The organism is Rhizobium sp. SVR5-9E (assembly GCF_056755095.1).
The window spans coordinates 21,045-42,639 of sequence record NZ_JBNDHS010000036.1 but is presented as its reverse complement, the minus strand read 5'-3'; the positions used below and the strand labels follow the sequence as shown (position 1 = coordinate 42,639).

The following is a 21,595-nucleotide window of genomic DNA, read 5'->3' as shown; positions in this document are numbered from 1 at the left end:
CATGACCGAGATCAACGTCGAAACGCTACAGCGGATGTTTACGGCCATCGCGGACGCCATGGCGAAGGAGAAAGACCGGCTCTGCGAACTCGATGGCGTTATCGGAGACGCCGATCATGGTATCGCAATGGAACTCGGCTTTTCGGCAGCCTCCAAGGCCGTTGCCGCTTTGGAGGCGGGCACGAGCGAACCGTCGATCGTCTTCAATACCGCAGCAAAGGCCTTTCTCAACGCTGTCGGCGCGTCCTCGGGGCCGCTCTACGCCACCGCCTTCATGCGGGCCGGCGCTGCAGTGAAGGGAAAAGGCGTTCTCTCCGATGATGATGTCGTCGAAGCTTTCATCGCCATGGCGAAGGGGATCCAGGATCGCGGCAAGGCCGAGCTTGGCGAAAAAACGATGATCGATGCCTGGATGCCGGCTGCTCAAGCCTGCCAGGCGGCGCGAGTGGCTGGCGCGGGATGGTCTGAAAGCCTTGGCGCTGCCTTGCAAGCCGCAGCGAAAGGCGCAGAGGACACCAAGGCGATGGTCGCCACTAAGGGCCGGTCATCGCGGCTTGGCGACCGATCGATCGGCCACATGGATCCGGGCGCGGCCTCCGCTGTCGTGCTCATTGGCGCGATGGCCGAGTATTTCGAGGGCTAGCGGCACTGGATGGTCGTCCGCTTGGCGAGACCCGTGAAATTGGCACGAACACGTCATTTCTAAACGACAGGACAGTCGAATTAGATTATTGTGCACCGCAGCAACCAAAGGCGATCTGCCGCGTTGTATCCGTCATCGCCATCCGGCGACAGGGCCAGGAGGCGACATGCGTTCCCTTTCCGATACACTCGAGCGGCTTGCAAGATTTCATACAGCTAAGAGCAACCACACCCTCGCACCACCATCGAAGCTGTCTCGACTCCAGCGCTTCGGTGCAAACCCCGGGGCGTTGAAAGCTTGGTACCATGTCCCGGAAGGCCTGAGCGAACCGCCGGCATTGGTCGTGGTCCTGCATGGGTGTACTCAGAATGCCGCCGGATATGATCACGCATCCGGCTGGTCGAAGCTCGCCGAGGACTTCGGCTTTGCGGTCCTCTATCCCGAACAGGTGCACGCCAACAATCCCAACCTGTGCTTCAACTGGTTCAACCTGACAGACGTCCGTCGGGGCCAAGGCGAGGTCTTTTCGATCCGTCAGATGGTGGAGACGATGATTGCCGAACACGGCATCGACCGTCGCCGGATCTACGTCACAGGGCTCTCGGCGGGTGGTGCGATGGCGAATGCCGCGCTCTGTGCCTATCCCGAGGTCTTCGCCGGCGGGGCTGTCATGGCCGGTCTTCCCTACGCCTCCGCTACCTCCGTACCCGAGGCCTTCGACCGCATGCGCGGACACGGCATTCCCAATGCGGACGAGTTGCGGAAACGGCTGTCCGGCGCCTCACCGCATCGTGGGCCCTGGCCGGCGATATCGGTCTGGCATGGTACGCGCGACAGGACCGTCGTGGAGGCAAACGCCCATGCCATCATCGCTCAATGGAGTGGCGTCCACGGCGTTCCACCCTCTCCAAGATCGGTCGAAACAGTCGACGGGTACCAAAGGCTTTTCTGGCAAGATAAGTCCGGCAGGGACGCGATCGAGCTCTATGTCGTCGAGGGCATGGACCACGGGACACCGCTCGACGTCGCGTCGGGCTACGGAAACGCGGCGCCATACATGCTGGACGTAGGAATTTCCTCTACCCTCCATATCGCGCGCTCGTGGGGCCTGACCCCATCGTTTGAACGTCGGCGGGAAAGGCCTCATTATGCCAAACCCGCCAGTCCAGAGCTTGCAGCCAGCCAACCACAGCCAGATCGGGCGGGCAACATTCAAGCGGTGATCGAAAGAGCCCTGCGCTCAGCGGGGCTGATGCGCTGACGCGGTTGGTTTTTTGCGCGCCCGTTTCTAGTAGCGGCGGACCGTTCGAAATCACGGCACGTCGTTGATCTGGCGTCACCTTGCCAGAAGATCGCGAAATCGCGTTCCGGTTTTGATCCAGCAATTTTCGTGTTAAAATGTTGGCATTTGGGAATTGACTTGAGCTGGGAGGAGAAAACCATGGCTATTCAAGTCCCCAGGGATTTCCGCCGCGTGATCGTTGCCGCGTCGGTCGGAAACATCATCGAATGGTACGACTTCTATATCTTCGGGAGCTTGGCGGCCGTTCTGTCGGTCAAGTTCTTTGAGCAATCCCACCCCGTCGCAGCTTTGTTGAGCACGATTGCGCTGTTCACCGCAGGTTTCCTGATCCGTCCGCTGGGGGCATTCCTCTTCGGCTGGATGGGCGACCGGGTCGGCCGCAAATACACCTTCCTCATCACGCTCAGCGGAATGGGATTGGGCACCGGCGCGATCGGCCTGATACCGACCTATCAGTCGATCGGTCTGGCCGCTGCCTTCATCCTCTTCGGCCTACGGATGATTCAGGGCCTGTGCCTGGGCGGCGAGTACGGCGGCGCCATTACCTACGTCGCCGAACACGTCCCGGACGAGCGCCGCGGCTACTATACCGGCTGGCTTCAGACCTCTCCCACCCTCGGGATCGTGGTATCGCTGGCTGTGATCATCGCGACACGCACCTATTTCGGCAATGAAGTTTTCGACCGGTGGGCGTGGCGCGTACCGTTCCTGGTGTCTTTCCTGCTGGTAGCCATCGCAATCTACATCCGGCTCCAGCTCCAGGAGACACCGATCTTCCAGGACATCAAGGCGCGGGGCCAGATGACCCGAAATCCCTGGAAGGAGGCGTTCCTCAGCTCCAACATGAAATACGTCGGCATCGCCACCATCGTGCTGATCGGGCAAGGCGTGGTCTGGTACAGCGGCCAGTTCTGGGCGTTGTACTTCCTGCAGCAGGTCTCCAAGGTGGACGCGCTGACCTCGTCCTACATCGTCGGAGCCGCGCTGCTTCTCGCAACGCCGAGCTTGATCTTCTTTGGCTGGCTATCCGATCATATCGGCCGCAAACCTGTGATCCTGGGAGGCATGCTGCTTGCCGCGCTCACGTACTATCCGCTGTATTTGTGGCTGGGCACAGTCACGCAGCCCGGCGCCATCAACTATCCGGTCGCGATCTTCATCATCTTCATCCTCGTTTGCTATGTCGGGATGGTCTATGGGCCGGTCGGGGCGTTCCTGGCGGAATACTTCCCCGGCAGGATCCGGTACACGTCGGTATCCGTGCCATATCACATCGGCAACGGCTGGGGCGGTGGGTTGGTGCCGTTCGTCACTTCGGCGGCCTTCGCGGCGACCGGCAGCATCGGCTCCGCGCTGATCTACCCGATCGCGGTCCCTGCCGTCTGTTTCATACTCGCCCTGTTCCTGATGCCGGAGACCCGTCAAATAAGCATCTGGGAACCGCTTGAGCCTAGAGCCCATCCATAGCAAGCTCGCCAGCGTGCGGGGCGGCTATGCCCCACACGCTTTCTCTCCGACTGCGACACTGCCCTGCTTCGGCAGGGCTTTTCTGACCGTAGGCTGGCCGAGGGCGCGCGCCCGCGGAACTTAGATCGAGGTTGCCTCTTATGCGGGAGGAGCGGGCTATGAAGCCACTTGCCTCGTTTCGCTTAAGGGGCTGGCATGGACGAAATTCGTCGAATTAAGATTGCCCATAGTCGCGCCGGTGTTCTGGAGCGCCGGTGACAGCTCCAGGGGCAGATGCTCTCCAGAGAGTAGGAGAACAAGGAACAGACAGGATGCACAAGTTTCTCAAGGCTGTAGGTGGGATTCTGTTGATCGGCCCTGTGGTTGTCACACTGCTGCTGGCGCTCCCGCAGGTAAACAGCCAAGGCTTTTCGCTTTACTTCCTCGCCATGGCCCTCCCCGTCCTGGTATCGGGCGCGATTGTGATCGGCTTCGCGAATATCATCGAGAATCTCGAAGCGATCAGGGTCGCGAGCGAGCAGCAAGCCAAAACGTTGCAGGCTCTCATCGAACGCCGCATCGCTCACAACCGGGTGTGACGTCAGGCGATCGGTGAAGTTAGTGGCTGATTTGGTCAAGCCGAGCCACCCGTGGGCATCGATCAGCCGCGACGCTCAACGTTTCGATGCCGCCGATAAAACTTCGGCAACGCCGACTTGGGCTTCGCTCAAGGCGGCGGGAAACATTGGAATACCGGCGCCGCCAACCCTTGCGACCAACGCGTCGATCACACCTTCGTCCTGATAGGTTTCCTGGATTCGCACGTACTCTATCGACAGATGAGGATCGAGCGCCATGGCCTGAGCGACAAGCTTCCGGGCTTCGTCAACTCTGCCGACGGCCATCTGAGCCGCGATCTGGTAAATGAATGTCCGCCTGGTTTGGAAGCGCAGTGCACGCGCGACGCAGAACATTTCCTCGTACCGTTCAAGAACATAGAGGGCCGCAACCCGCTCCTCGGTGATCCAGACCGGCAGGAAGGGATCCAAAGCCTCCGCCCGGTCGAGCAATTCAAGCGCTTTGCCGGGTTCACCCGAGAAGACGAAGAGTGCGGCGCTCCTGCCGATAATGTAAGCATCATTGGGCGCAAGCTCGCAGGCCTTGTGGTGATGGTAGTGCGATGTCGTGAAGTCGCCCACTTTCATCTTGATCGACCCCATGATCCTGTGAGCTTCGGGATCGGTCGGATCGAGTTCCAGCGCATGTGCCACCTGCTTCTCGCCCATGAGCATGTCGAAGTCCGGCAGATTGCTCCATGAACAGATATGCATGGCGAAGGACCGGCCGAAGCCCGGATCTGCCTGCATGGATTTCTCGAACCAGCTCATCGCCTTGCGAATGTGATCGTCGGAAACGCCGACAAGCCGGTGGTGATCCAGCCCCCTGAGATAATACTCGTAGGCGCTCATGTTTTCCGGCCGCTTGAGCCTCGCCGCCACGAGTTCCGACTGCTCCACGCGCCCGGACACCGTCGCCGCCACCCGCGCAATCACATCGTCCATCACATCCAGAATTTCCTGAAACGGGCGGGTAATCGACTCGCTCCAGATCACGTGGCCTTCGCTCGTCTCCGTCAGCGAAATGTTCACGCAATTATTCGTCAGGGACTTCCGGATGGAGCCGCCGACAACGTAGCGGACGCCAAGAAGCTTGCCGATTTCCAGGGGATCGGTCGTGGTCAGGGCCGTGGAAGCGGATCGCGAGCTGACGAAGAGGCCCTTGAGACGGCTCAACTCGAGCGTCAGATCATCGGTAATGCCTTCCGCCAGATAGAGCTGGTCCTGATCCGCCCCCGGCGCCACCGTGAACCGGGCAACGGCGATCGAATTTGCGCGTACCGGCATTTCAGGCTTCGGATCCAGCCGGGTCGGAGCGACCTGAAATACGTGGCGATCCATCACGGCGTCGACTCGATAGATCCGCATGGGCTCCGAGATACCTTTGAGCGTCCTGTCACCTGCGTGCACGAACTTGCAAGGCGACACGCGATGGACCTGATCATAGAGCGCTCCGGACACGTCTATCGCGCCGGGATTGGCGGAGGCCTGGATCCTCGCTGCAATATTGACACCGTCGCCCCGAAGATCGCTCCCGACAACCACCACATCGGCGATGTGCAGTCCGAAGCGCATGTCGACGGGTGCGGCTCCCGGAACGGCAGACACGCTGTAGCGTGCCTCGATAGCCGACCTGATTGCGTTCACGGGGCTGCCAAATTCAGCCAGAATGGCGTCGCCCGCCGTTCCGAACACCCGGCCGTCGTGGCGCACGACGACATCCTCGACGACTCTGAGGCAGTCGTGAATTCGTGCGACGGTCGCCTCTTCGTCGCGCTCCATCGCCGCCGTCGAACCCACGACATCGGCTACGAGGATGGTCGCCAGCTTACGATTCATAACTGTGTCTCGGATCGTCAGGTCGCCGTCAGGTCGGAGTGTATCACATCAGGTCTGAAGCGGCATGGATATATGGCGCGCGCTACCGCTGATTGGCCACCCGAATTCGTCCCAAACAGATTGCCGTCGTTCGTTTCACGCCTATCCTTTATCCATCAAGAGGAGGACCACGCCATGCCATTCATCCAGACCCCCGATGCATCCGTCAACGAGAAGACCGCGTCGATGTACGCGTCCGCCGAAGCGAATTACGGTTACGTTCCCAACATGTACCGCGCCTTCGGGCACAGGCCCGAGGTGATGGAGCATTGGGGCGCGCTGCTTTCGAGCATCCGCGGACATATGACCCCCAGGCGCTATGAGTTGGTGACGCTGGCGGCAGCGAAGGAACTGAAATCCTCTTATTGCATGCTGGCGCACGGCTCCGTGCTGCTGCGCGAAGGGTTCACCAATGATGGGCTGGCGGCGGTTGCAAACGAGACAGAGAAGGCACCGATCGACGCGGCCGAACGCGCCGTCATGGCCTTCGCCGCCAAGGTCGTGCGCGATGCCACCTCCGTGACGCAGGACGACGTCAACGGACTGAAGAAACACCACCTCACCGATGAGGAGATCTTCGATATCACGGCGGCGGCGGCGGCCCGCTGTTTCTTCTCGAAGATGCTGGATGCATTGGGAACCGCACCCGACCACGTCTATGCCGAACGGCTCGACCCCAACCTCCGCCGAGCGCTCACCGTCGGCCGCCCGGTCAGCGGGCTTGCCTGAGCCACGCTGTGATCGCGCAGGTCTTCACCACCCGCCGGGCCGTTGATCCTACTCCGCTTTCAACGTCTCGATCAGCGCACGGAAGCCGGCCGACATATGGCGGCGGCTGGGGTAATAGAGGTAAAGCGGCTCCTCCGGCTGGCACCAGTCGTCGAGCACCTGGATCAGATCGCCGGCTGCCACCATCTTCTCCACGCGGTTTTCCCAGACATAGGCGAGCGCTACTCCGCCAAGCGCTGCCTGCGTCATCAGTTCGTGGTCGTCGAGCGAGAGCGGCCCGGTCGGGTGGAATGTGATCCCCTGCCCGTCCTTCTCGAAATCCCATGGGTAGCGTGCGCCGGAGGGAAACATGTTCTGGATGCAGAGATGGCGCTTTAGATCGTGGGGCGTGACCGGCTTCGGATGCCGCTCGAAATAGGTGGGCGAGCCGACGACGACAAGGCGCAACTGCGGCTTGATGCGCAATGCGATCATGCCCTCGGTCACGCGCTCGCCGAACCTTATGCCGCCGTCGAAACCTTCCTCGACGATATCGACCAGGCGGTCGGTAGCGCTGATTTCGAGCTGCAGGTTCGGGTTCTTTTCGAGCAACGGCCCGATCACCCGCCCGATCACGAAAGGCGCGATCGAATTCGGCACGTTGATCCGAACCTTGCCGAAGGGTGTGTCGCGAAACCGGTTCAATGCATCGAGGGCCGTGGTGATCTCGCCGAAGGCCGGATCGAGATGCGATTTCAGAAGTTCGCCCGCCTCGGTCAGCGAGACGCTGCGCGTCGTCCGGTTCAAGAGCCGGATGCCTATCCGGTCTTCAAGGTTGAGGACCGCATGGCTGACGGCGGAAGCCGTCACGCCGCGTTCCTCGCCCGCCTTCCGGAAACTCCTGTGCCGGGCGACGGCGGCGAAGGCGGCAAGCTCGGAAAGATCGGTGGCGCGCATTACTGAATCTTGCTCATTATAGTTTCGATAATAACAAATCTTATACAGCAGCGAGTTTTCGGTCAAATTCTCTTCGTCAGCAGGGAGATGCGGACGTCAACAACCTCAGAGAGTTGAAAGGAACGTGTCATGAAAGTCTGGTTCATTACTGGTGCATCCCGCGGCTTCGGCGCGCTGATGACCAAGGAAGCCCTTGCAGCCGGCGACGCCGTCGTCGCAACCGCTCGCAACCCCAAGACTGTGACCGAACAGTTCGGCGACCATCCGAATCTTCTCGCCGTCGCGCTTGACGTCACCAACGAGGGACAAGCGAAGGAGGCCGCCGCCAAGGCCGTCGAACGCTTCGGGCGCATCGACGCCCTCGCCAACAACGCCGGTTACGGTCTCCTCGGCGCCGTTGAGGAAGCCACTGCCGAGGAGATCGAGAAGCTCTACGCCACCAATGTCTTCGGCCTTCTGAAGATCACCCGCGCGGTCCTGCCCTATATGCGCCGCCAGCGTTCGGGGCATATCCTCAACTTCTCTTCGATCGGAGGCTATTTCGGCTACCCCGGCTGGGGCGTCTATGGATCGACCAAGTTCGCGGTCGAGGGCCTCTCGGAATCGCTGGCCGCCGAACTCGAGCCATTCGGGATCAAGGTGACGATCGTCGAGCCAGGCTTCTTCCGCACCGACTTCCTGGCCGACAACTCGCTGTCGGTCAGCCCCGCCTCGATCCCGGATTACGTCGGAACGCCGGCCGGCAACATGCGCGATTTCGCCAGCGATGCGAACCATGCCCAGCCCGGCGACCCGGCAAAGCTCGCAGCCGGCATCATCACTCTTGCGAACGCGCCGAACCCGCCGCTTCGCATGCCCTTCGGCAGCGATACGGTCGCGGTGATCGAGGAACAGAATGCCAGCGTTGCCAAGGAACTTGCCGAATGGCGCGAACTCGCCGTCTCGACGGACTTCGCGAAAGAAGCCACTGCCTGAGCAGCGGCTCCCATGATATCGCTCCGCCTGCGGAAAAGCCCCAGGCGGAGCGCAATGCCGTTTTGATTGCCGCAGCCTTACTGCAGCGTGCGCGTGGCCATTTCCTGCGCGCCGACGCCCGGTATTCCTGTGGTCGCGACCACGCTGTCGAGACCTGTTGCGACCACGGACACGCGGAACATGCCGTCGAGATTCCGGTCGAAGATGGCACCGACCACGATATCGGCATCATCCTGTACCTCGTCGCGGATGCGGCTCGCGGCCTCGTCCACTTCGAAGAGCGTCATGTCCGAACCGCCGGAGATCGAGATCAGCACGCCCCTGGCGCCCTTCATCGAGATGTCGTCGAGCAAGGGATTGGCGATCGCGGCTTCCGCGGCCTTGAGGGCGCGCTCGTCGCCGGCGGCCTCGCCCGTTCCCATCATCGCCCGGCCCATGCCGCGCATTACCGACTTGACGTCGGCGAAGTCGAGATTGATCAGGCCTTCCTTGACGATCAGGTCGGTGATGCAACCGACACCGGCAAAAAGCACGCGGTCTGCCGTCATGAAGGCGTCGGCAAAGGTGGTCTTTGCATCGGCGATGCGGAAAAGATTCTGGTTCGGAATGACGATGACGGTATCGGCTGCCTGCCGCAACGCTTCGATGCCGACCTCGGCCGTCCTCATGCGCCGGTTGCCCTCGAAGGTGAACGGCTTGGTCACGACGCCCACCGTCAGGATGCCGGCGGAGCGCGCGGCATGCGCGATCACGGGTGCTGCGCCCGTCCCCGTGCCGCCGCCCATGCCGGCGGTGACGAAGCACATATGCGAACCTGCCAGGTGATCCATGATCTCGTCGATCGATTCTTCGGCCGCCGCACGTCCGACTTCCGGCAGCGACCCGGCACCCAGTCCCTCGGTCACATGCGTGCCGAGCTGGATGCGGCGCGACGCCTTGGATGTCGCCAGCACCTGGGCATCCGTGTTGGCGGCGATGAAATCCACGCCTTCCAGACTCTCGTTGATCATGTTGTTGATCGCATTTCCGCCGCCGCCGCCTACGCCGATCACAGTGATCCGCGGCCGCAATCCCGAAATCCCGCTCTTGGCGTCCGTCATCATCTTCTCCTTTGATGGCATCTTTGTCCCCGCCCCTCGTGCGGCAAACCGAATCGGAGCATCAGGCTAAGCGCGCAACAAGGCAGAGGCGGGGCGAAAGAACAAGATGACGCTTTATGAAATTCCCTCCGGAACTCTTTTCCCGCTTCGAAGGTTGTTTTATTCTTGTGCCATCAAAAGAGGAGAACTGCCGAAATGGCTTTGTCAGCCACACGCCAGCATATTGCCTCGCCACGCGAGCATATCCTCACGGCCCAGGAAGCCCTGGAGCCGCTGTTTCTGGCTCTTGAGCAGGAGGTCGAGGTGCAGATGATCGCCGCAGCGGTCCGCGCCGGATGGACTCCCGAAGACGCCGTCGCCGCAATCGATGAACTGCGCCGCAACGAGCTTTTGACCGGCGGCGCCACGTCTCATTGATCTCCGAACCAAATCGGGCCGGTAACCGAAAATTCACTCGCCATCCCGGCCGGAGGGCTTAAGTCTACCGCGAAAGCAATTATCGTGGAGCCTACCTGCATGACCTTCAAGACCATCTGCATCTATGGTGCCGGCGCGCTCGGCGGCGCCATAGCGGTGAAGCTCGCGGCTGGCCTCGGCGCGGACGCAACGGTTTCCGTGGTGGCGCGCGGCGCCCATCTCGATGCGATCAAGGACAAAGGCCTCAACCTTTTCGAGGCCGGATCCGAGACGCCGGTCAATGCGCGCATCGTCGCGACGGAAGACCCATCCTCGCTTCCGCCGCAGGACTTGATCGTCACCGGTCTCAAGGGGCATCAGCTCGGCCCGGCCGCCGAAGGTATCGCCAAACTGCTGAAGCAAGGCACGCGAGTCGTGATGATCCTCAACGGCATTCCCTGGTGGTACTTCCATGGCGATACACAAAGCCCGCATGCCGGACTGCAGTTCGAGGAGCTCGATCCCGGCGGCCACCTCTGGCGGCTGATCGGTCCGGACCGCGTCATCGGCTGCGTCGCCTATCAGGGCGCGGAAGTGATCAATCCCGGCGAAATCAAGCTGTCGAACAATGGCCGCTTCGTTCTCGGTGAACCGTCCGGAGAAGCCACCGCCGATCTGGAATCGATCGCTGCGCTCTTTTCCCGGGCGGGCCTCAGCGTCACGACCACCCCGCGCATCCGCGACGAAATCTGGAACAAGCTCACCGGCAATGCCGCCTTCAATCCGATCAGCGCGCTGACACGGGCGTTGATGCGCGACATTATGGCCGATCCGGCGCTCTCCAATACCGTCGGCAAGGTGATGAACGAAGTGCGCGCCGTCGGCACCGCGCTCGGCGCCCGTTTCGGTAGCACCGTCGAACAGCGGCTCGAACAATCTCGGGACATCGGCCCGGTGCGCACCTCGATGCTTCAGGATCTGCTGGCCGGAAAGTCTCTCGAAATCGTGCCGCTCACCGGCATGGTCGTTGTGCTGGGGCGGCTCGGCTCGGTGCCGACACCGGTCTCCGAGACGGTTTTCGCGCTAGTCTCCCAGCTGGATCGCGAGAACCGTCGACCTCACGCGTCTTTATGATATTCCTATATTCTCAGCCTTGAGCGCGAATGGATTTCCTATCCGCAGCGGCAGTAGCCTTTGCCATCCATGCAGAGGTAATGCCATGCGACGTATCATGTTTCCGCCTCACCCCTTTATGCCGACGCGCCGCAAGACTGCGGTGCGCCAAATGCGCGAACGGCGCACGGCGCAGATCCTGATGGTCTTCGGAATCGTGCTCGCCTGCGTCGAGCTCTGCATCGTCTTCGGCAATATCTGGCATCTTTCGTGACACACCCGAATGCGCTTCGAGTTCGCGGCGCGATCGCCGCGATGATCACCCCCTTCCGTAACGGTGCCGTCGACCGGGAACTGCTGCGCGCACTTGTCGAATGGCAGATTGCCAACGGCATTGCCGGCATCGCGGTCTGCACCGTTACCGGTGAAGGCCCGGCCCTTGCACCGGACGAACGCAACATCGTCGTTTCGACGGCCGTTCAGGCCGCCGCGGGCCGCATACCGGTGATCGCGGCCACCGGCACGAACTGTACCGCGGCCACGATCGAGTTCACGCAGAGAGCCGCTGATCTCGGCGCATCGGCTGCCCTGGTGACGGTGCCCTACTATTCGAAGCCGGGGCCGAAGGGCATCGTGCATCACTTCGAACAGCTCGGCCGCGCGTCGCCGCTGCCGTTGATCGTCGAAACCGACCCGACGCGCACGGCGAGCGATCTTTCGGAGGTTGTGCTGGAGAAGTTGGCGGATATTCCCCCGATCCACGGCATTTGCGACGCAGCAGGCGATGTCCGCCGCTTGGCGGCAATCCCGACTGCCCATCTTGCACGTTTCCGCTGGTTCACCGGCAACGACCTGACGGCATCCGCCTTCGCCGCTCAGGGCGGCGACGGGCTGATCTCACCGGGAGCGAATATCCTTCCGCGCCTGTTCTCCTCCATGCAGCAGTCCGCGCAGGGCGGAAACCTCGCGGGAGCGCTCGCGATCCTCGATCGCCTGATGCCGCTCCTCAAGGTGGTGGGAGCCGACCGGGATCCCGTTTGCATAAAGCTGGCGCTCCGTCTCCTGCGCGGTGTCGATGACGAGATGCGGCTGCCGCTCGTACGAGCAGATCGCGAAACGGAGGCTGCCATCACGGCCGCTCTCGAGCCCTTTCTCGGGCGGCAAGCGGCCACCGCTATCCCTATGAGATTTTGATATTTCTGCCGATAGTGCCGCATGGAACGCTTACCGGGCAGACCTTAACTTCAGCACCGTGACTTCGCCGGCAGGAATCGCCGGCACGTTGAAAACCTCGAAAGGAAAAATCGATGTCACGTCTTTCTTCCGGCGCGTCCGCCGATCCACTCCAACGCAACACCGCGCCTGCCCGCTTCACGATTGGCAGAAACAGGCGCGGTCAGTGGATCGTCGCAGACCGCGACGGGCTGGTCGGCGGTCTCTTCATCAATGAGTCCGCCGCCCTTCATTTTGCTGCGGCTGAGTGCAATCACAACCCGGCCGATATCTGCCGCGCGGACGGCCTCGTGCCAGACTCTGCGCTGCTCAGCACACCAGAACCCCGAATGCATTGATTGATTTACGGTGCTCCTGCTATCCCACAGCGGGAGCACCTGACGCGTTACGATCTCTCGTAGCCAACTCTTCCTTAACCGGCATCCGTTAAGATCGATGGTCCAGACACTCCGCTACCGAGACCGATGCCGAAACCGAACTTTCGCTTTACCCACTTTGACCTCAAGGAGCAGCGCGCCGGAACCGTCATCGAGGTGACGCTGAGCGCGGTCAACAATGTACGGCTGATGACAGCGCCGAACTATCAGCGCTTTACCGAGGTACTTGACTTCAAATACGTCGGAGGCGTCGCCAAGAAATCGCCCGTCAGGCTAACCATCCCGGACAGCGGTCATTGGCATCTGGTCGTCGATATGGAAGGCCATCACGGCCTTGCCGAATCCTCGGTGAAGATGATCGGCGGATCGGCCGGCCAGAAGCGGGCCTAGAGAGCGGCGATTAACGTGGACTGCGCTCTTTTCTCAGCTTCGCCCAGTATTCCAGGCGCTTGCGGATATCCCGCTCGAAGCCGCGCTCCGGAGGATCGTAAAAGGTCTGCCGGCCCATCTTCTCCGGAAAATAGTCCTGCCCCGAAAAGGCGTCCGGCTCGTCATGGTCGTAGCGATAGCCTTCGCCGTAGCCTTCGCCCTTCATCAGCTTGGTCGGTGCGTTCAGGATGTGCTTCGGCGGCAGCAGCGAGCCGTACTGCTTGGCAGCCTGCGTCGCGGCCTTGAACGCCGTATAGACGGCATTGGATTTCGGGGCGGTCGCCAGATAGACGCAAGCCTCCGCCAGCGCCAATTCACCCTCCGGTGACCCGAGGTAGTCATAGGCGTCCTTGGCCGCATTGCAGATCACCAGCGCCTGCGGATCGGCAAGGCCGATATCCTCCACCGCCATGCGCACCAGCCGCCGCCCGAGATAGAGCGGATCCTCGCCGGCGTCGAACATGCGGGCGAGATAATAGAGTGCCGCATCCGGATCGGAGCCGCGCACCGACTTATGCAATGCCGATATCAGATTGTAATGGCCGTCCTGCGCCTTGTCATAGACCGGCGCGCGGCGCTGCACGATGCGCGTCAGAGCCTCCGTGTCAAAGGTCTCGCCGTGACGGGCGGCCCGCCAGACCTCTTCGGCAAGCGTCAGCACGGCGCGGCCATCGCCATCTGCCATGCGCAGGAGGCTCGCCCGCGCATCATCCGCCAATGGCAGGGCTTTGTGCTCGATCGTCTCGGCGCGCTTCAACAGCACTTCCATGCTTTCTTCATCGAGCGGTTTGAAGGTCAGGACGCGGGCGCGGGAAAGAAGAGCGGCGTTGAGCTCGAATGACGGATTCTCGGTCGTTGCACCCACGAGGATGACGGTGCCGTCTTCCATGACCGGCAGAAAACTGTCCTGCTGGGCGCGGTTGAAGCGGTGGATCTCGTCGACGAAAAGCAGCGTCTGGCGGCCGTCCATACGGCGCAGGCGCGCCGATTCGAACACCTTCTTGAGGTCGGCGACACCGGAGAAGATTGCCGAGATCTGTTCGAAGGCGAGACCCGCTTCGCCGGAAAGCAGCCGGGCAACCGTCGTCTTGCCGGTGCCCGGCGGACCCCAGAAGATCATGGAGCCGAGCGAACCGCTCTCGATCATCCGGCGCAGCACGCCATCTTCGCCCGTCAGATGTTCCTGGCCAGTGACCTCGGCGAGCGACTGCGGCCGAAGCCGATCGGCGAGAGGCCGCCTGTTGGCCACCTCTTCAGGAATACGCGGTGCGAAGAGATCGTTGCTCATCGGAAAAACTGCCGTATCCGCTGGCCGTCACGCTCAATCTCGACCCGCCAGAAGCCTGGATCGGCGTCAGCCATTTGTTCCAGCACCTGCGTCGTCTGCACTGGCGAGCCGTTGATCGAAACGATGATATCCTTCGGTTCGAAACCCAGGCGGCCGGCGGGCGAGCCATCCTTCACTTCCGCGATGACGACGCCGGTCGATTCGGTCGGCATGCGCAGTTCGTCGGCTACCCTCGGCGAAAGGTTCTCGACGACCGCGCCGGTGAAGGGCGTGCGCCCGCCGATCGTCCGCTGATCGCGCGGCGAGGTTTCCGGCGCCCGCTCAAGCGTCAGTGGGAGCTGCTGTTCGCCGCCGTTCTCGACCACGCTCAGATTGACAGCGCTTCCCAGCCCGGCGGTCGTCAGGCGATAGAGGAGCGCGTCCGGGTGTTCGACCGGAATGCCGTTCACCGCGGTTATGATCTCGCCTGCCTTGATGCCGGCCTTGGCGGCAGGCCCGCCCTCTGTCACCTTGACGACCAGCGCGCCGCGGGCCTTGTCGAGACCGAGGGCCTCCGCAACTTCGGAGGTCACCGCATCGAACGTGGCGCCGACATAAGGACGCTCGAACGACTTCGCACCCGCATCGGCCGATGTCAGGAACACCTTCACGAGATTGGCGGGGATCGCGAAGCCGATACCGTTCGACCCGCCGCCGCGCGAAAAGATCGCGGTATTGATGCCGATCAGTTCGCCTTTCATGTTCATCAGCGCGCCGCCCGAATTGCCTGGGTTGATGGAGGCGTCTGTCTGGATGAAGAAGCCGAACTCGTTCTTGACAACCTGATTGCGCGCAAGCGCGGAAACGATGCCTGATGTCACCGTCTGGCCGACACCGAAGGGGTTGCCGATCGCAAGCACCAGGTCGCCAACCTCGACGGCATCGGAATTGCCGATTGCAAGCGTGGGGAAATTCGCCTTCGTCTCGATCTTCAGCACCGCCAGATCGACCCGGTCATCACGCAGGATGACCTTGCACGGGAACTCGCGCCCGTCCGACAGCGCCACCTTGATATCGTCCGCACCCTCGATGACGTGGTTGTTCGTCACCACCGTGCCGTTGGCCTCGACGATGACGCCGGAGCCCAGCGAGGATTGCTTCTCCGTGCGGTTCGGCATCTGCTGGCCAAAGAACTGTTCAAAGAACGGATCGCCCGCAAAGGGGGACTGACGCTGCACCGTCTTTTCCGCGTAGACATTCACCACCGCCCCTGCCGTCTGCTTAACGAGTGGCGCAAAGGAAAGCTGCATTTCCGTCCGGCTCTGCGGCACCGCCCTGGCGTCTTGCGCGTATGCGCCGAGCGGCAAAGCGACGACCAGCGCAACGAGCGAAATGAAAGCGGGTTTCAACAGGCCTTGCATTGGAATCCCTTCTGAAATTGGTATTGAGAATGTGTTGTAGCGCCGGACGCTAGAAAGGAAAGAGGGCGGAAGGATGGAAGAATGAGGCGGCCTTGAAAGCACTTGAGGGACCTGCAACGTTGAATCAGGAAAGCACGGCATGGAGCTGATATCGAAAGCTAAAATATGGGCGAAGTCACTGAAGCGTGACATCGTCGCTTTGTGGCTCGCCGCCCGCGATCGGCGCGTTCCTTGGTACGCCAAGGTGATGGCCGGCGCAGTGGCGGCCTATGCGCTTTCGCCCGTCGACCTGATCCCCGATTTCATCCCCGTCCTCGGCTATCTCGACGATCTCATCATCGTGCCGCTCGGCATTCTGCTTGCCGTCAAGCTCGTCCCGCGGCAGGTCATGGCCGAACTCCGGGCAGAGGCCGCATCGCGCGCCAGCCGCCCGACAAGCCGCACAGGGCTCGTTTTCATCCTTGCCGTCTGGGCCTGCTGCATCATCTTTCTGGCGCAGGCGTTCCTTTGAGGTGCCGCCCCTGCCTTGCGAAACAGGAAAACTTGATGAGACCTCCCCTCGCCTTCGCCATACTTGTTTTCTCTCTGTCGGGCTGGAACGCCGGGACCGGTTGGGCCGCCAGCTTCGATTGCGACGCGAAGGAACTGAAGCCTGACGAAAAGGTCATCTGCGCGAACCGGGCGCTGAACGACGCCGACGTCAGGATGGCAACGACCTTCGATCTGCTTTCGGGCCTGTTGGCCATGGGCGCGCGAGGCACCCTACAGGACGAACAGACAGCGTGGCTCAAGAAGCGCGAGGAATGCGAGGCGGACGCCGCCTGCATCAAGGCCGCCTATGACGAGCGGATGAAGCAATTCGGCGAGACCTACAAGAACATCAACCGGCCGCTTTGATCTGACCGGAAGCCACTTCAACGCATCGGGTCAATTGCCGGCGGTCATTAGGTTGGCGTCTCGGGCGAGCAGCCATCGCCCGTCATCGGTCTTGCGGAAGATCGTCAGCGTATAACCGGATCGCTGCACCGTCGGTCCGCTAGGTGACGTTATGGTCAGCTCAATGAAGCTGCGCATATAGGCCCAGTCGCCAAGCACGTTCAGCTCCTCGATCGTGCTTCTACCGTCGAGTTTGACATCGCTCATTTGTGCCGCCGACGCCGCGAACTCCTCTCGGCCGAAAGGCTTGCGGCCGGGCACCATAAACACGACGTCATCGGTCATCAGGCTGAGAACCGTGGCCGTGTCGCCGCGCTTGCTCGCGGCGAACCACCTTTCCAACACATCCCGTATGGCGGCTTCGTCATCAGACATCATTTGCCTCCCGTTGTCCCGAGCGGCAGCCGGCGCATCGGCGATCCGCTCAACGCCCGCCGAGGTCGCGCACCGCGCCGCGGTCCGCGCTCGTCGCGAAGGCCGCGTAGGCCTTGAGCGCTGTCGTGACATTGCGCTTGCGATGCTCGGCCGGATGCCAGCCCTTCTCCTCCTGCTCGGCACGGCGGGTCGCAAGTTCGGCGTCGCTGATGCGCAGGCTGATCGTGCGGTTGGGGATGTCGATATCGATCATATCGCCCGGGCGCACGAGGCCAATCGTGCCGCCGTTTGCCGCTTCCGGCGAAACGTGGCCGATCGAGAGGCCCGACGTACCGCCCGAGAAGCGGCCGTCGGTGATCAGCGCGCAGGCCTTGCCGAGGCCCTTGGATTTCAGATAGCTGGTCGGATAGAGCATTTCCTGCATGCCGGGGCCGCCCTTCGGGCCTTCGTAGCGGATGACGACGACGTCGCCTGCCACCACCTCGTTGCTGAGAATGCCCTTCACGGCCGAGTCCTGGCTTTCGAAGACCTTGGCCGGGCCGGAGAATTTCAGGATCGATTCATCGACGCCCGCCGTCTTGACGATGCAGCCGTCGAGCGCGAGGTTGCCTCTGAGCACGGCCAGGCCGCCATCCTTCGAGAACGGATGTTCGACCGAGCGGATGACACCGTTTTCGCGGTCGGTATCGAGCTCTTCCCAGCGGGCGCTCTGGCTGAAGGCGACCTGCGTCGGCACGCCGCCGGGTGCAGCGCGATAGAAGTCGCGGACCGTCTCGCTGTTGGTGCGGGTGATATCCCAGCGGTCGATGGCATCGCCCAGCGTTTCGGTATGAACGGTCGGGCAATCGCGGTTCAGAAGCCCGCCTTTATCAAGTTCGCCAAGGATCGACATGATGCCGCCGGCGCGATGAACGTCTTCCATGTGAACGTCGCTCTTGGCCGGGGCGACCTTGGAAAGGCACGGCACACGGCGCGACAGCGCGTCGATATCATCCATCGTGAAATCGATCTCGCCTTCATGAGCGGCCGCAAGGATGTGCAGCACGGTATTGGTGGAGCCGCCCATGGCGATATCGAGCGTCATCGCGTTTTCGAAGGCCTGCTTGGAAGCGACATTGCGCGGCAGGACCTTGTCATCCTCCTGCTCGTAATAACGGCGGGCGAGATCGACAATGAGATGACCGGCTTCGACAAAGAGGCGCTTACGGTCCGCATGGGTTGCGAGCGTGGAGCCGTTGCCGGGCAGCGACAGGCCGAGCGCCTCGGTCAGGCAGTTCATGGAGTTGGCGGTGAACATGCCGGAGCACGAGCCGCAGGTCGGACAGGCCGAGCGTTCGATGATCTGGACATCCTCGTCGCTGATCTTGTCGTCGGCCGCGGCGACCATGGCATCGACGAGATCGAGCGCCACCTTCTTGCCCTGCAGCACGACCTTGCCGGCTTCCATCGGACCACCGGAAACGAAGACGGTCGGAATGTTGAGACGCAGCGATGCCATCAGCATGCCGGGGGTGATCTTGTCGCAATTGGAAATGCAGACCATGGCATCGGCGCAATGGGCGTTGACCATGTATTCGACGCTGTCGGCGATCAGTTCGCGCGACGGCAGCGAATAGAGCATGCCGTCATGGCCCATGGCGATACCGTCGTCGACGGCGATCGTGTTGAACTCCTTGGCGACGCCGCCAGCCGCTTCGATCTCGCGGGCGACGAGCTGGCCGAGATCCTTGAGGTGCACGTGTCCCGGCACGAACTGCGTGAAGGAGTTCACCACCGCGATGATCGGCTTGCCGAAATCCGAATCCTTCATGCCCGTCGCGCGCCAAAGGCCGCGCGCGCCCGCCATGTTGCGGCCGTGGGTCGTGGTTCTGGAACGATATGCGGGCATCGGCGTCTTCCTCGATCTAGCGGAATAATGCGAGCGATGCGGGCGGCAAAAGGCTTGCGGAACCGGGCGATCGCTGCTTTTTGGAACTGTCCTATTCCAATCGGCCGGGGCTGTCACTACCGGCAGGGGCAAATCCGGTACGCCACTCATTTGCGCCATCGAGCATATACGATGAAGCGCAGCCTTTTGTTACAGGCTATTCCATCACAACCAAACACAAAAAATTGGCTTCACGAAAGTGATCTTCAAGGCCTACACATTAGTCTGAAACGCTGCTGATGCGTTTATTAAGATATCGGGCCGCCCCCGCCCAGGAGGATTTCGAAATGCCAGCCTACCGTCCGCCTAAGATCCCATCTTCGGAGATCACACCGCGCCAGATTTATCTGCGCCGTCGCGAATTCCTCGGAGCAGCAACGCTTGGCGCCATGGCGCTCTACGGCGCCGGACAGGCGAGCGCTGCGGCGCTTTCCGCCGTCGAGAGCAAGTACAAGGTCGATGAGAAGGCGACGCCGCTGAAGGACATCACGACCTATAACAATTTCTATGAATTCGGTCTCGACAAGGGGGACCCGTCAGCCCTTTCCGGTGATTTCAAGCCCCTGCCATGGACGGTCAAGGTCGACGGTATGGTCAGCAAGCCGGGGACCTTCGACATCGAAGCCCTGATGAAGGAGTTCCCGATCGAAAGTCGTACCTACCGGATGCGCTGCGTCGAGGCCTGGTCGATGGTGATTCCATGGGACGGCTTCCCGCTTGCGGCGCTGCTCGACAAGGTCGAGCCGCTGGGAAGCGCCAAATACGTCGCCTTCGAAACGGTTGTCCGGCCGGACGAAATGCCGGGGCAGAAAGGGATATTCCAGTCGCTGGATTGGCCCTATGTCGAGGGCCTGCGCCTTGACGAAGCCCGCCACCCGCTGACACTGCTGGCCGTCGGCCTCTACGGCGAGACCCTGCCCAATCAGAACGGGGCGCCGATCCGCCTCGTCGTGCCGTGGAAATATGGCTTCAAGGGAATCAAGTCGATCGTGCGCATCACGCTCACCGACAAGGAGCCGAAGAATACCTGGCAGGTTACCAACTCGCAGGAATACGGCTTCTACGCCAATGTGAACCCCGCGGTCGACCATCCGCGCTGGAGCCAGGCGACCGAGCGGCGGATCGGCGAGAGCGGATTTTTCGGCGCAAGCCGTCACCCGACGCTGCCCTTCAACGGCTATGCCGACGAAGTGGCGAGCCTCTATGCCGGCATGGATCTGAGGGCGAATTTCTGATGGCCGGACTTTCGCTCGCGCTTCCGAAACGCTGGCAGCCTGCTTCCGTTTGGGCGCTCTACGCGGTGGGCTTGATCCCGGCAGTCTGGACCTTCTATCTCGGCGCGACGGATCAGCTCGGAGCCGATCCGGTGAAGACCTTCGAGCTCTTCCTCGGGCTCTGGACGATTCGCTTCCTGATCCTGACGCTCGCCGTCTCGCCCGCGCGCGATCTCTTCGGCTGGAATTATCTCCGCTATCGGCGCGCTCTTGGGCTGCTCACCTTTTACTACGCGCTGATGCATTTCACGGTCTACATGGTGCTGGATCAGGCATTGGTCATTCAAGCCGTCATCGATGACGTCGCGAAGCGACCCTTCATCATGTTCGGCATGGGCGGCCTGGCACTTCTGGTCCCGCTTGCGGTGACGTCCAACAATTTCTCGATTCGCCGCCTCGGCCAGAACTGGATCAGGCTGCACCGCCTCGTCTACATCGTGGCAGCCTGCGGCGCGCTGCACTTTTCGCTGTCCACCAAGGTCTTCGGCCTCGAGCAATCGATCTATATCGTCCTGCTGATCCTCATGATCCTCTATCGGTCCTACCGGCCGATCGCGCGCAGTAAGAAGAAACAAAGTCAGGGGCGCACGCGCGGCCGGACGGAAGCTAAACCAGTACGGATATAAGCCGCAGGAGCGAAACGCCGCCAAGCGCCGCACATCCGATCGAGCAAACAATGAAGATAACTGCTGTCCAGCGGCAAATGTCGCCGATGGCATTAGCGATCTTGCTTCGCTTTGTGTGGCGGACGTATGGGCTCTCATAGTGATGCGTGAAATTGGAGTTCGCGTCGAAATAAGCCAACTGACTGAAATACGCCAACCCCGGGGCGACAACCGTGAGAAGCAACGCCGCTAAGAGCCATGTCAGTACGTTGGAAAACTGCTGATTTGCTCCAGCGCTGGCGGAAATCAATTGATGATTTGCGCTGTAGAAGGCGAGAGCAGCAGCTAGTCCGCCAGCAGAAACAAATGCAGGCGCTTTCATTGCTGCCAAAGCGAATGCTTGAACCTGACCGTTATGCGCTTCTGCTCCTTTACGCGCAAAGTCATGTGCCCTCTCGGCTGTCTTAATTCGAAGATCAAATTCCTTTTCAGTCTCTTGCATACGCGCACCCAATTATGACCTAGCTATAATCACAACGTTATACCAGTTACAGCTGTAGAAAATAATATATGCAACGCAAGTTTTAGGGCGGCGCTAGCATCTTTCACAAACAA

General features: G+C 61.4%; 24 protein-coding genes. 16 read left to right on the top strand and 8 right to left on the bottom strand.

Translation table 11 applies throughout. The annotated features are described in order from the left end of the window. The first annotated feature begins 1 nt into the window (after nt 1). The 4 genes from dhaL (at nt 2) to ACPYOJ_RS17405 (ending at nt 3,991) form a co-directional block, all read left to right on the top strand. Nucleotides 2-643 (top strand): dihydroxyacetone kinase subunit DhaL, encoded by a 642-nt coding sequence (gene dhaL, locus ACPYOJ_RS17420; RefSeq protein WP_481417359.1) that lies wholly within the window; start codon nt 2-4, stop codon nt 641-643. A 166-nt stretch (nt 644-809) separates the two neighbouring features. Continuing rightward, nucleotides 810-1,904, top strand: coding sequence for an extracellular catalytic domain type 1 short-chain-length polyhydroxyalkanoate depolymerase (locus ACPYOJ_RS17415; RefSeq protein ID WP_481417358.1), 1,095 nt, complete (start codon nt 810-812; stop codon nt 1,902-1,904). A 180-nt stretch (nt 1,905-2,084) separates the two neighbouring features. Further along, nucleotides 2,085-3,413 (top strand): MFS transporter, encoded by a 1,329-nt coding sequence (locus ACPYOJ_RS17410; protein WP_481417370.1) that lies wholly within the window; start codon nt 2,085-2,087, stop codon nt 3,411-3,413. A 311-nt stretch (nt 3,414-3,724) separates the two neighbouring features. Beyond that, complete coding sequence (locus ACPYOJ_RS17405; RefSeq protein ID WP_168829346.1) at nt 3,725-3,991, top strand: hypothetical protein; 267 nt, start codon at nt 3,725-3,727, stop codon at nt 3,989-3,991. Nucleotides 3,992-4,066: 75 nt separating this feature from the next. Here ACPYOJ_RS17405 and ACPYOJ_RS17400 read toward each other — a convergent pair whose 3' ends face one another. Then, nucleotides 4,067-5,848, bottom strand: a complete 1,782-nt coding sequence (locus ACPYOJ_RS17400) for an adenylate/guanylate cyclase domain-containing protein (protein WP_481417357.1) — start codon at nt 5,846-5,848, stop codon at nt 4,067-4,069. Between the two features lie 174 nt (nt 5,849-6,022). On the opposite strand from ACPYOJ_RS17400, the gene ACPYOJ_RS17395 reads away from it, so the two are divergent. Then, nucleotides 6,023-6,616, top strand: a complete 594-nt coding sequence (locus ACPYOJ_RS17395) for a carboxymuconolactone decarboxylase family protein (RefSeq protein WP_481417356.1) — start codon at nt 6,023-6,025, stop codon at nt 6,614-6,616. A 48-nt stretch (nt 6,617-6,664) separates the two neighbouring features. Here the strand turns inward: ACPYOJ_RS17395 and ACPYOJ_RS17390 are convergent, their stop codons facing one another. Then, a complete protein-coding gene (locus ACPYOJ_RS17390) occupies nt 6,665-7,552 on the bottom strand; it encodes a LysR family transcriptional regulator (protein WP_481417355.1) in 888 nt (295 codons plus the stop codon). 129 nt (nt 7,553-7,681) lie between these two features. Between ACPYOJ_RS17390 and ACPYOJ_RS17385 the strand changes: the two genes are divergently transcribed. Continuing rightward, the gene (locus ACPYOJ_RS17385) at nt 7,682-8,527 is read left to right on the top strand and encodes an oxidoreductase (protein WP_481417354.1); all 846 of its coding nucleotides are present in this window, start codon (nt 7,682-7,684) and stop codon (nt 8,525-8,527) included. A gap of 77 nt (nt 8,528-8,604) precedes the next feature. Here ACPYOJ_RS17385 and ftsZ read toward each other — a convergent pair whose 3' ends face one another. Continuing rightward, a complete protein-coding gene (gene ftsZ, locus ACPYOJ_RS17380) occupies nt 8,605-9,627 on the bottom strand; it encodes a cell division protein FtsZ (protein ID WP_168829341.1) in 1,023 nt (340 codons plus the stop codon). Between the two features lie 195 nt (nt 9,628-9,822). Here ftsZ and ACPYOJ_RS17375 point away from each other — a divergent pair, with 195 nt between their 5' ends. From ACPYOJ_RS17375 to ACPYOJ_RS17350, 6 genes are all read left to right on the top strand, one after another. Further along, nucleotides 9,823-10,044, top strand: coding sequence for a hypothetical protein (locus ACPYOJ_RS17375; protein ID WP_481417353.1), 222 nt, complete (start codon nt 9,823-9,825; stop codon nt 10,042-10,044). A 99-nt stretch (nt 10,045-10,143) separates the two neighbouring features. Beyond that, nucleotides 10,144-11,157, top strand: coding sequence for a ketopantoate reductase family protein (locus ACPYOJ_RS17370; protein ID WP_481417352.1), 1,014 nt, complete (start codon nt 10,144-10,146; stop codon nt 11,155-11,157). An 85-nt stretch (nt 11,158-11,242) separates the two neighbouring features. Next, entirely contained in the window at nt 11,243-11,410 is a 168-nt protein-coding gene (locus ACPYOJ_RS17365; protein WP_481417351.1) for a hypothetical protein, read from the top strand. Continuing rightward, nucleotides 11,407-12,330 (top strand): 4-hydroxy-tetrahydrodipicolinate synthase, encoded by a 924-nt coding sequence (gene dapA / locus ACPYOJ_RS17360; protein WP_481417350.1) that lies wholly within the window; start codon nt 11,407-11,409, stop codon nt 12,328-12,330. The genes ACPYOJ_RS17365 and dapA overlap by 4 nt, the downstream gene beginning before the upstream one ends. Before the next feature lie 113 nt (nt 12,331-12,443). Further along, nucleotides 12,444-12,707: a hypothetical protein gene (locus ACPYOJ_RS17355; protein WP_168829338.1), complete on the top strand. Its 264-nt coding sequence runs from the start codon at nt 12,444-12,446 to the stop codon at nt 12,705-12,707. Between the two features lie 126 nt (nt 12,708-12,833). After that, entirely contained in the window at nt 12,834-13,136 is a 303-nt protein-coding gene (locus ACPYOJ_RS17350) for a DUF1883 domain-containing protein (protein ID WP_481417349.1), read from the top strand. Nucleotides 13,137-13,146: 10 nt separating this feature from the next. Here ACPYOJ_RS17350 and ACPYOJ_RS17345 read toward each other — a convergent pair whose 3' ends face one another. Next, entirely contained in the window at nt 13,147-14,463 is a 1,317-nt protein-coding gene (locus tag ACPYOJ_RS17345; RefSeq protein ID WP_481417348.1) for a replication-associated recombination protein A, read from the bottom strand. Further along, nucleotides 14,460-15,863 (bottom strand): DegQ family serine endoprotease, encoded by a 1,404-nt coding sequence (locus tag ACPYOJ_RS17340; RefSeq protein ID WP_481417347.1) that lies wholly within the window; start codon nt 15,861-15,863, stop codon nt 14,460-14,462. Before ACPYOJ_RS17340 ends, ACPYOJ_RS17345 begins: the two co-directional genes overlap by 4 nt. Nucleotides 15,864-16,002: 139 nt before the next feature. Between ACPYOJ_RS17340 and ACPYOJ_RS17335 the strand changes: the two genes are divergently transcribed. Together ACPYOJ_RS17335 and ACPYOJ_RS17330 are read left to right on the top strand one after the other, a co-directional pair. After that, complete coding sequence (locus ACPYOJ_RS17335) at nt 16,003-16,374, top strand: YkvA family protein (protein ID WP_481417346.1); 372 nt, start codon at nt 16,003-16,005, stop codon at nt 16,372-16,374. A gap of 35 nt (nt 16,375-16,409) precedes the next feature. Continuing rightward, nucleotides 16,410-16,760: a lysozyme inhibitor LprI family protein gene (locus ACPYOJ_RS17330; RefSeq protein WP_481417345.1), complete on the top strand. Its 351-nt coding sequence runs from the start codon at nt 16,410-16,412 to the stop codon at nt 16,758-16,760. Between the two features lie 30 nt (nt 16,761-16,790). Here the strand turns inward: ACPYOJ_RS17330 and ACPYOJ_RS17325 are convergent, their stop codons facing one another. Next, a complete protein-coding gene (locus ACPYOJ_RS17325; protein WP_481417344.1) occupies nt 16,791-17,174 on the bottom strand; it encodes a YybH family protein in 384 nt (127 codons plus the stop codon). A 49-nt stretch (nt 17,175-17,223) separates the two neighbouring features. Continuing rightward, nucleotides 17,224-19,062 (bottom strand): dihydroxy-acid dehydratase, encoded by a 1,839-nt coding sequence (gene ilvD, locus ACPYOJ_RS17320; protein ID WP_481417343.1) that lies wholly within the window; start codon nt 19,060-19,062, stop codon nt 17,224-17,226. Between the two features lie 326 nt (nt 19,063-19,388). Here ilvD and msrP point away from each other — a divergent pair, with 326 nt between their 5' ends. Then, nucleotides 19,389-20,336 carry a protein-methionine-sulfoxide reductase catalytic subunit MsrP gene (gene msrP / locus ACPYOJ_RS17315; RefSeq protein ID WP_481417342.1) on the top strand — a complete coding sequence of 316 codons (948 nt, stop codon included), beginning with the start codon at nt 19,389-19,391 and terminating at the stop codon, nt 20,334-20,336. Further along, entirely contained in the window at nt 20,336-21,001 is a 666-nt protein-coding gene (msrQ, locus tag ACPYOJ_RS17310; RefSeq protein ID WP_481417341.1) for a protein-methionine-sulfoxide reductase heme-binding subunit MsrQ, read from the top strand. Before msrP ends, msrQ begins: the two co-directional genes overlap by 1 nt. On the opposite strand, the gene ACPYOJ_RS17305 is transcribed toward msrQ, so the two are convergent. Further along, complete coding sequence (locus ACPYOJ_RS17305) at nt 20,982-21,482, bottom strand: type III-B CRISPR module-associated protein Cmr5 (RefSeq protein ID WP_481417340.1); 501 nt, start codon at nt 21,480-21,482, stop codon at nt 20,982-20,984. The genes msrQ and ACPYOJ_RS17305 overlap by 20 nt on opposite strands. Between the last annotated feature and the right edge of the window lie 113 nt (nt 21,483-21,595).

Bases quoted from the DNA above. Each gene is read 5' to 3' on its own strand.
- ACPYOJ_RS17365 (WP_481417351.1), top strand. From the start codon at position 11,243: ATGCGACGTATCATGTTTCCGCCTCACCCCTTTATGCCGACGCGCCGC.
- ACPYOJ_RS17325 (WP_481417344.1), bottom strand. From the start codon at position 17,174: ATGTCTGATGACGAAGCCGCCATACGGGATGTGTTGGAAAGGTGGTTC.
- ACPYOJ_RS17385 (WP_481417354.1), top strand. From the start codon at position 7,682: ATGAAAGTCTGGTTCATTACTGGTGCATCCCGCGGCTTCGGCGCGCTG.
- ACPYOJ_RS17405 (WP_168829346.1), top strand. From the start codon at position 3,725: ATGCACAAGTTTCTCAAGGCTGTAGGTGGGATTCTGTTGATCGGCCCT.
- ACPYOJ_RS17375 (WP_481417353.1), top strand. From the start codon at position 9,823: ATGGCTTTGTCAGCCACACGCCAGCATATTGCCTCGCCACGCGAGCAT.
- ACPYOJ_RS17335 (WP_481417346.1), top strand. From the start codon at position 16,003: ATGGAGCTGATATCGAAAGCTAAAATATGGGCGAAGTCACTGAAGCGT.
- msrP (WP_481417342.1), top strand. From the start codon at position 19,389: ATGCCAGCCTACCGTCCGCCTAAGATCCCATCTTCGGAGATCACACCG.
- ftsZ (WP_168829341.1), bottom strand. From the start codon at position 9,627: ATGACGGACGCCAAGAGCGGGATTTCGGGATTGCGGCCGCGGATCACT.
- ACPYOJ_RS17305 (WP_481417340.1), bottom strand. From the start codon at position 21,482: ATGCAAGAGACTGAAAAGGAATTTGATCTTCGAATTAAGACAGCCGAG.
- ACPYOJ_RS17340 (WP_481417347.1), bottom strand. From the start codon at position 15,863: ATGCAAGGCCTGTTGAAACCCGCTTTCATTTCGCTCGTTGCGCTGGTC.
- ACPYOJ_RS17355 (WP_168829338.1), top strand. From the start codon at position 12,444: ATGTCACGTCTTTCTTCCGGCGCGTCCGCCGATCCACTCCAACGCAAC.
- msrQ (WP_481417341.1), top strand. From the start codon at position 20,336: ATGGCCGGACTTTCGCTCGCGCTTCCGAAACGCTGGCAGCCTGCTTCC.
- dhaL (WP_481417359.1), top strand. From the start codon at position 2: ATGACCGAGATCAACGTCGAAACGCTACAGCGGATGTTTACGGCCATC.
- ACPYOJ_RS17415 (WP_481417358.1), top strand. From the start codon at position 810: ATGCGTTCCCTTTCCGATACACTCGAGCGGCTTGCAAGATTTCATACA.
- ACPYOJ_RS17330 (WP_481417345.1), top strand. From the start codon at position 16,410: ATGAGACCTCCCCTCGCCTTCGCCATACTTGTTTTCTCTCTGTCGGGC.
- ACPYOJ_RS17345 (WP_481417348.1), bottom strand. From the start codon at position 14,463: ATGAGCAACGATCTCTTCGCACCGCGTATTCCTGAAGAGGTGGCCAAC.
- ACPYOJ_RS17395 (WP_481417356.1), top strand. From the start codon at position 6,023: ATGCCATTCATCCAGACCCCCGATGCATCCGTCAACGAGAAGACCGCG.
- ACPYOJ_RS17400 (WP_481417357.1), bottom strand. From the start codon at position 5,848: ATGAATCGTAAGCTGGCGACCATCCTCGTAGCCGATGTCGTGGGTTCG.
- ilvD (WP_481417343.1), bottom strand. From the start codon at position 19,062: ATGCCCGCATATCGTTCCAGAACCACGACCCACGGCCGCAACATGGCG.
- ACPYOJ_RS17410 (WP_481417370.1), top strand. From the start codon at position 2,085: ATGGCTATTCAAGTCCCCAGGGATTTCCGCCGCGTGATCGTTGCCGCG.
- ACPYOJ_RS17390 (WP_481417355.1), bottom strand. From the start codon at position 7,552: ATGCGCGCCACCGATCTTTCCGAGCTTGCCGCCTTCGCCGCCGTCGCC.
- ACPYOJ_RS17370 (WP_481417352.1), top strand. From the start codon at position 10,144: ATGACCTTCAAGACCATCTGCATCTATGGTGCCGGCGCGCTCGGCGGC.
- ACPYOJ_RS17350 (WP_481417349.1), top strand. From the start codon at position 12,834: ATGCCGAAACCGAACTTTCGCTTTACCCACTTTGACCTCAAGGAGCAG.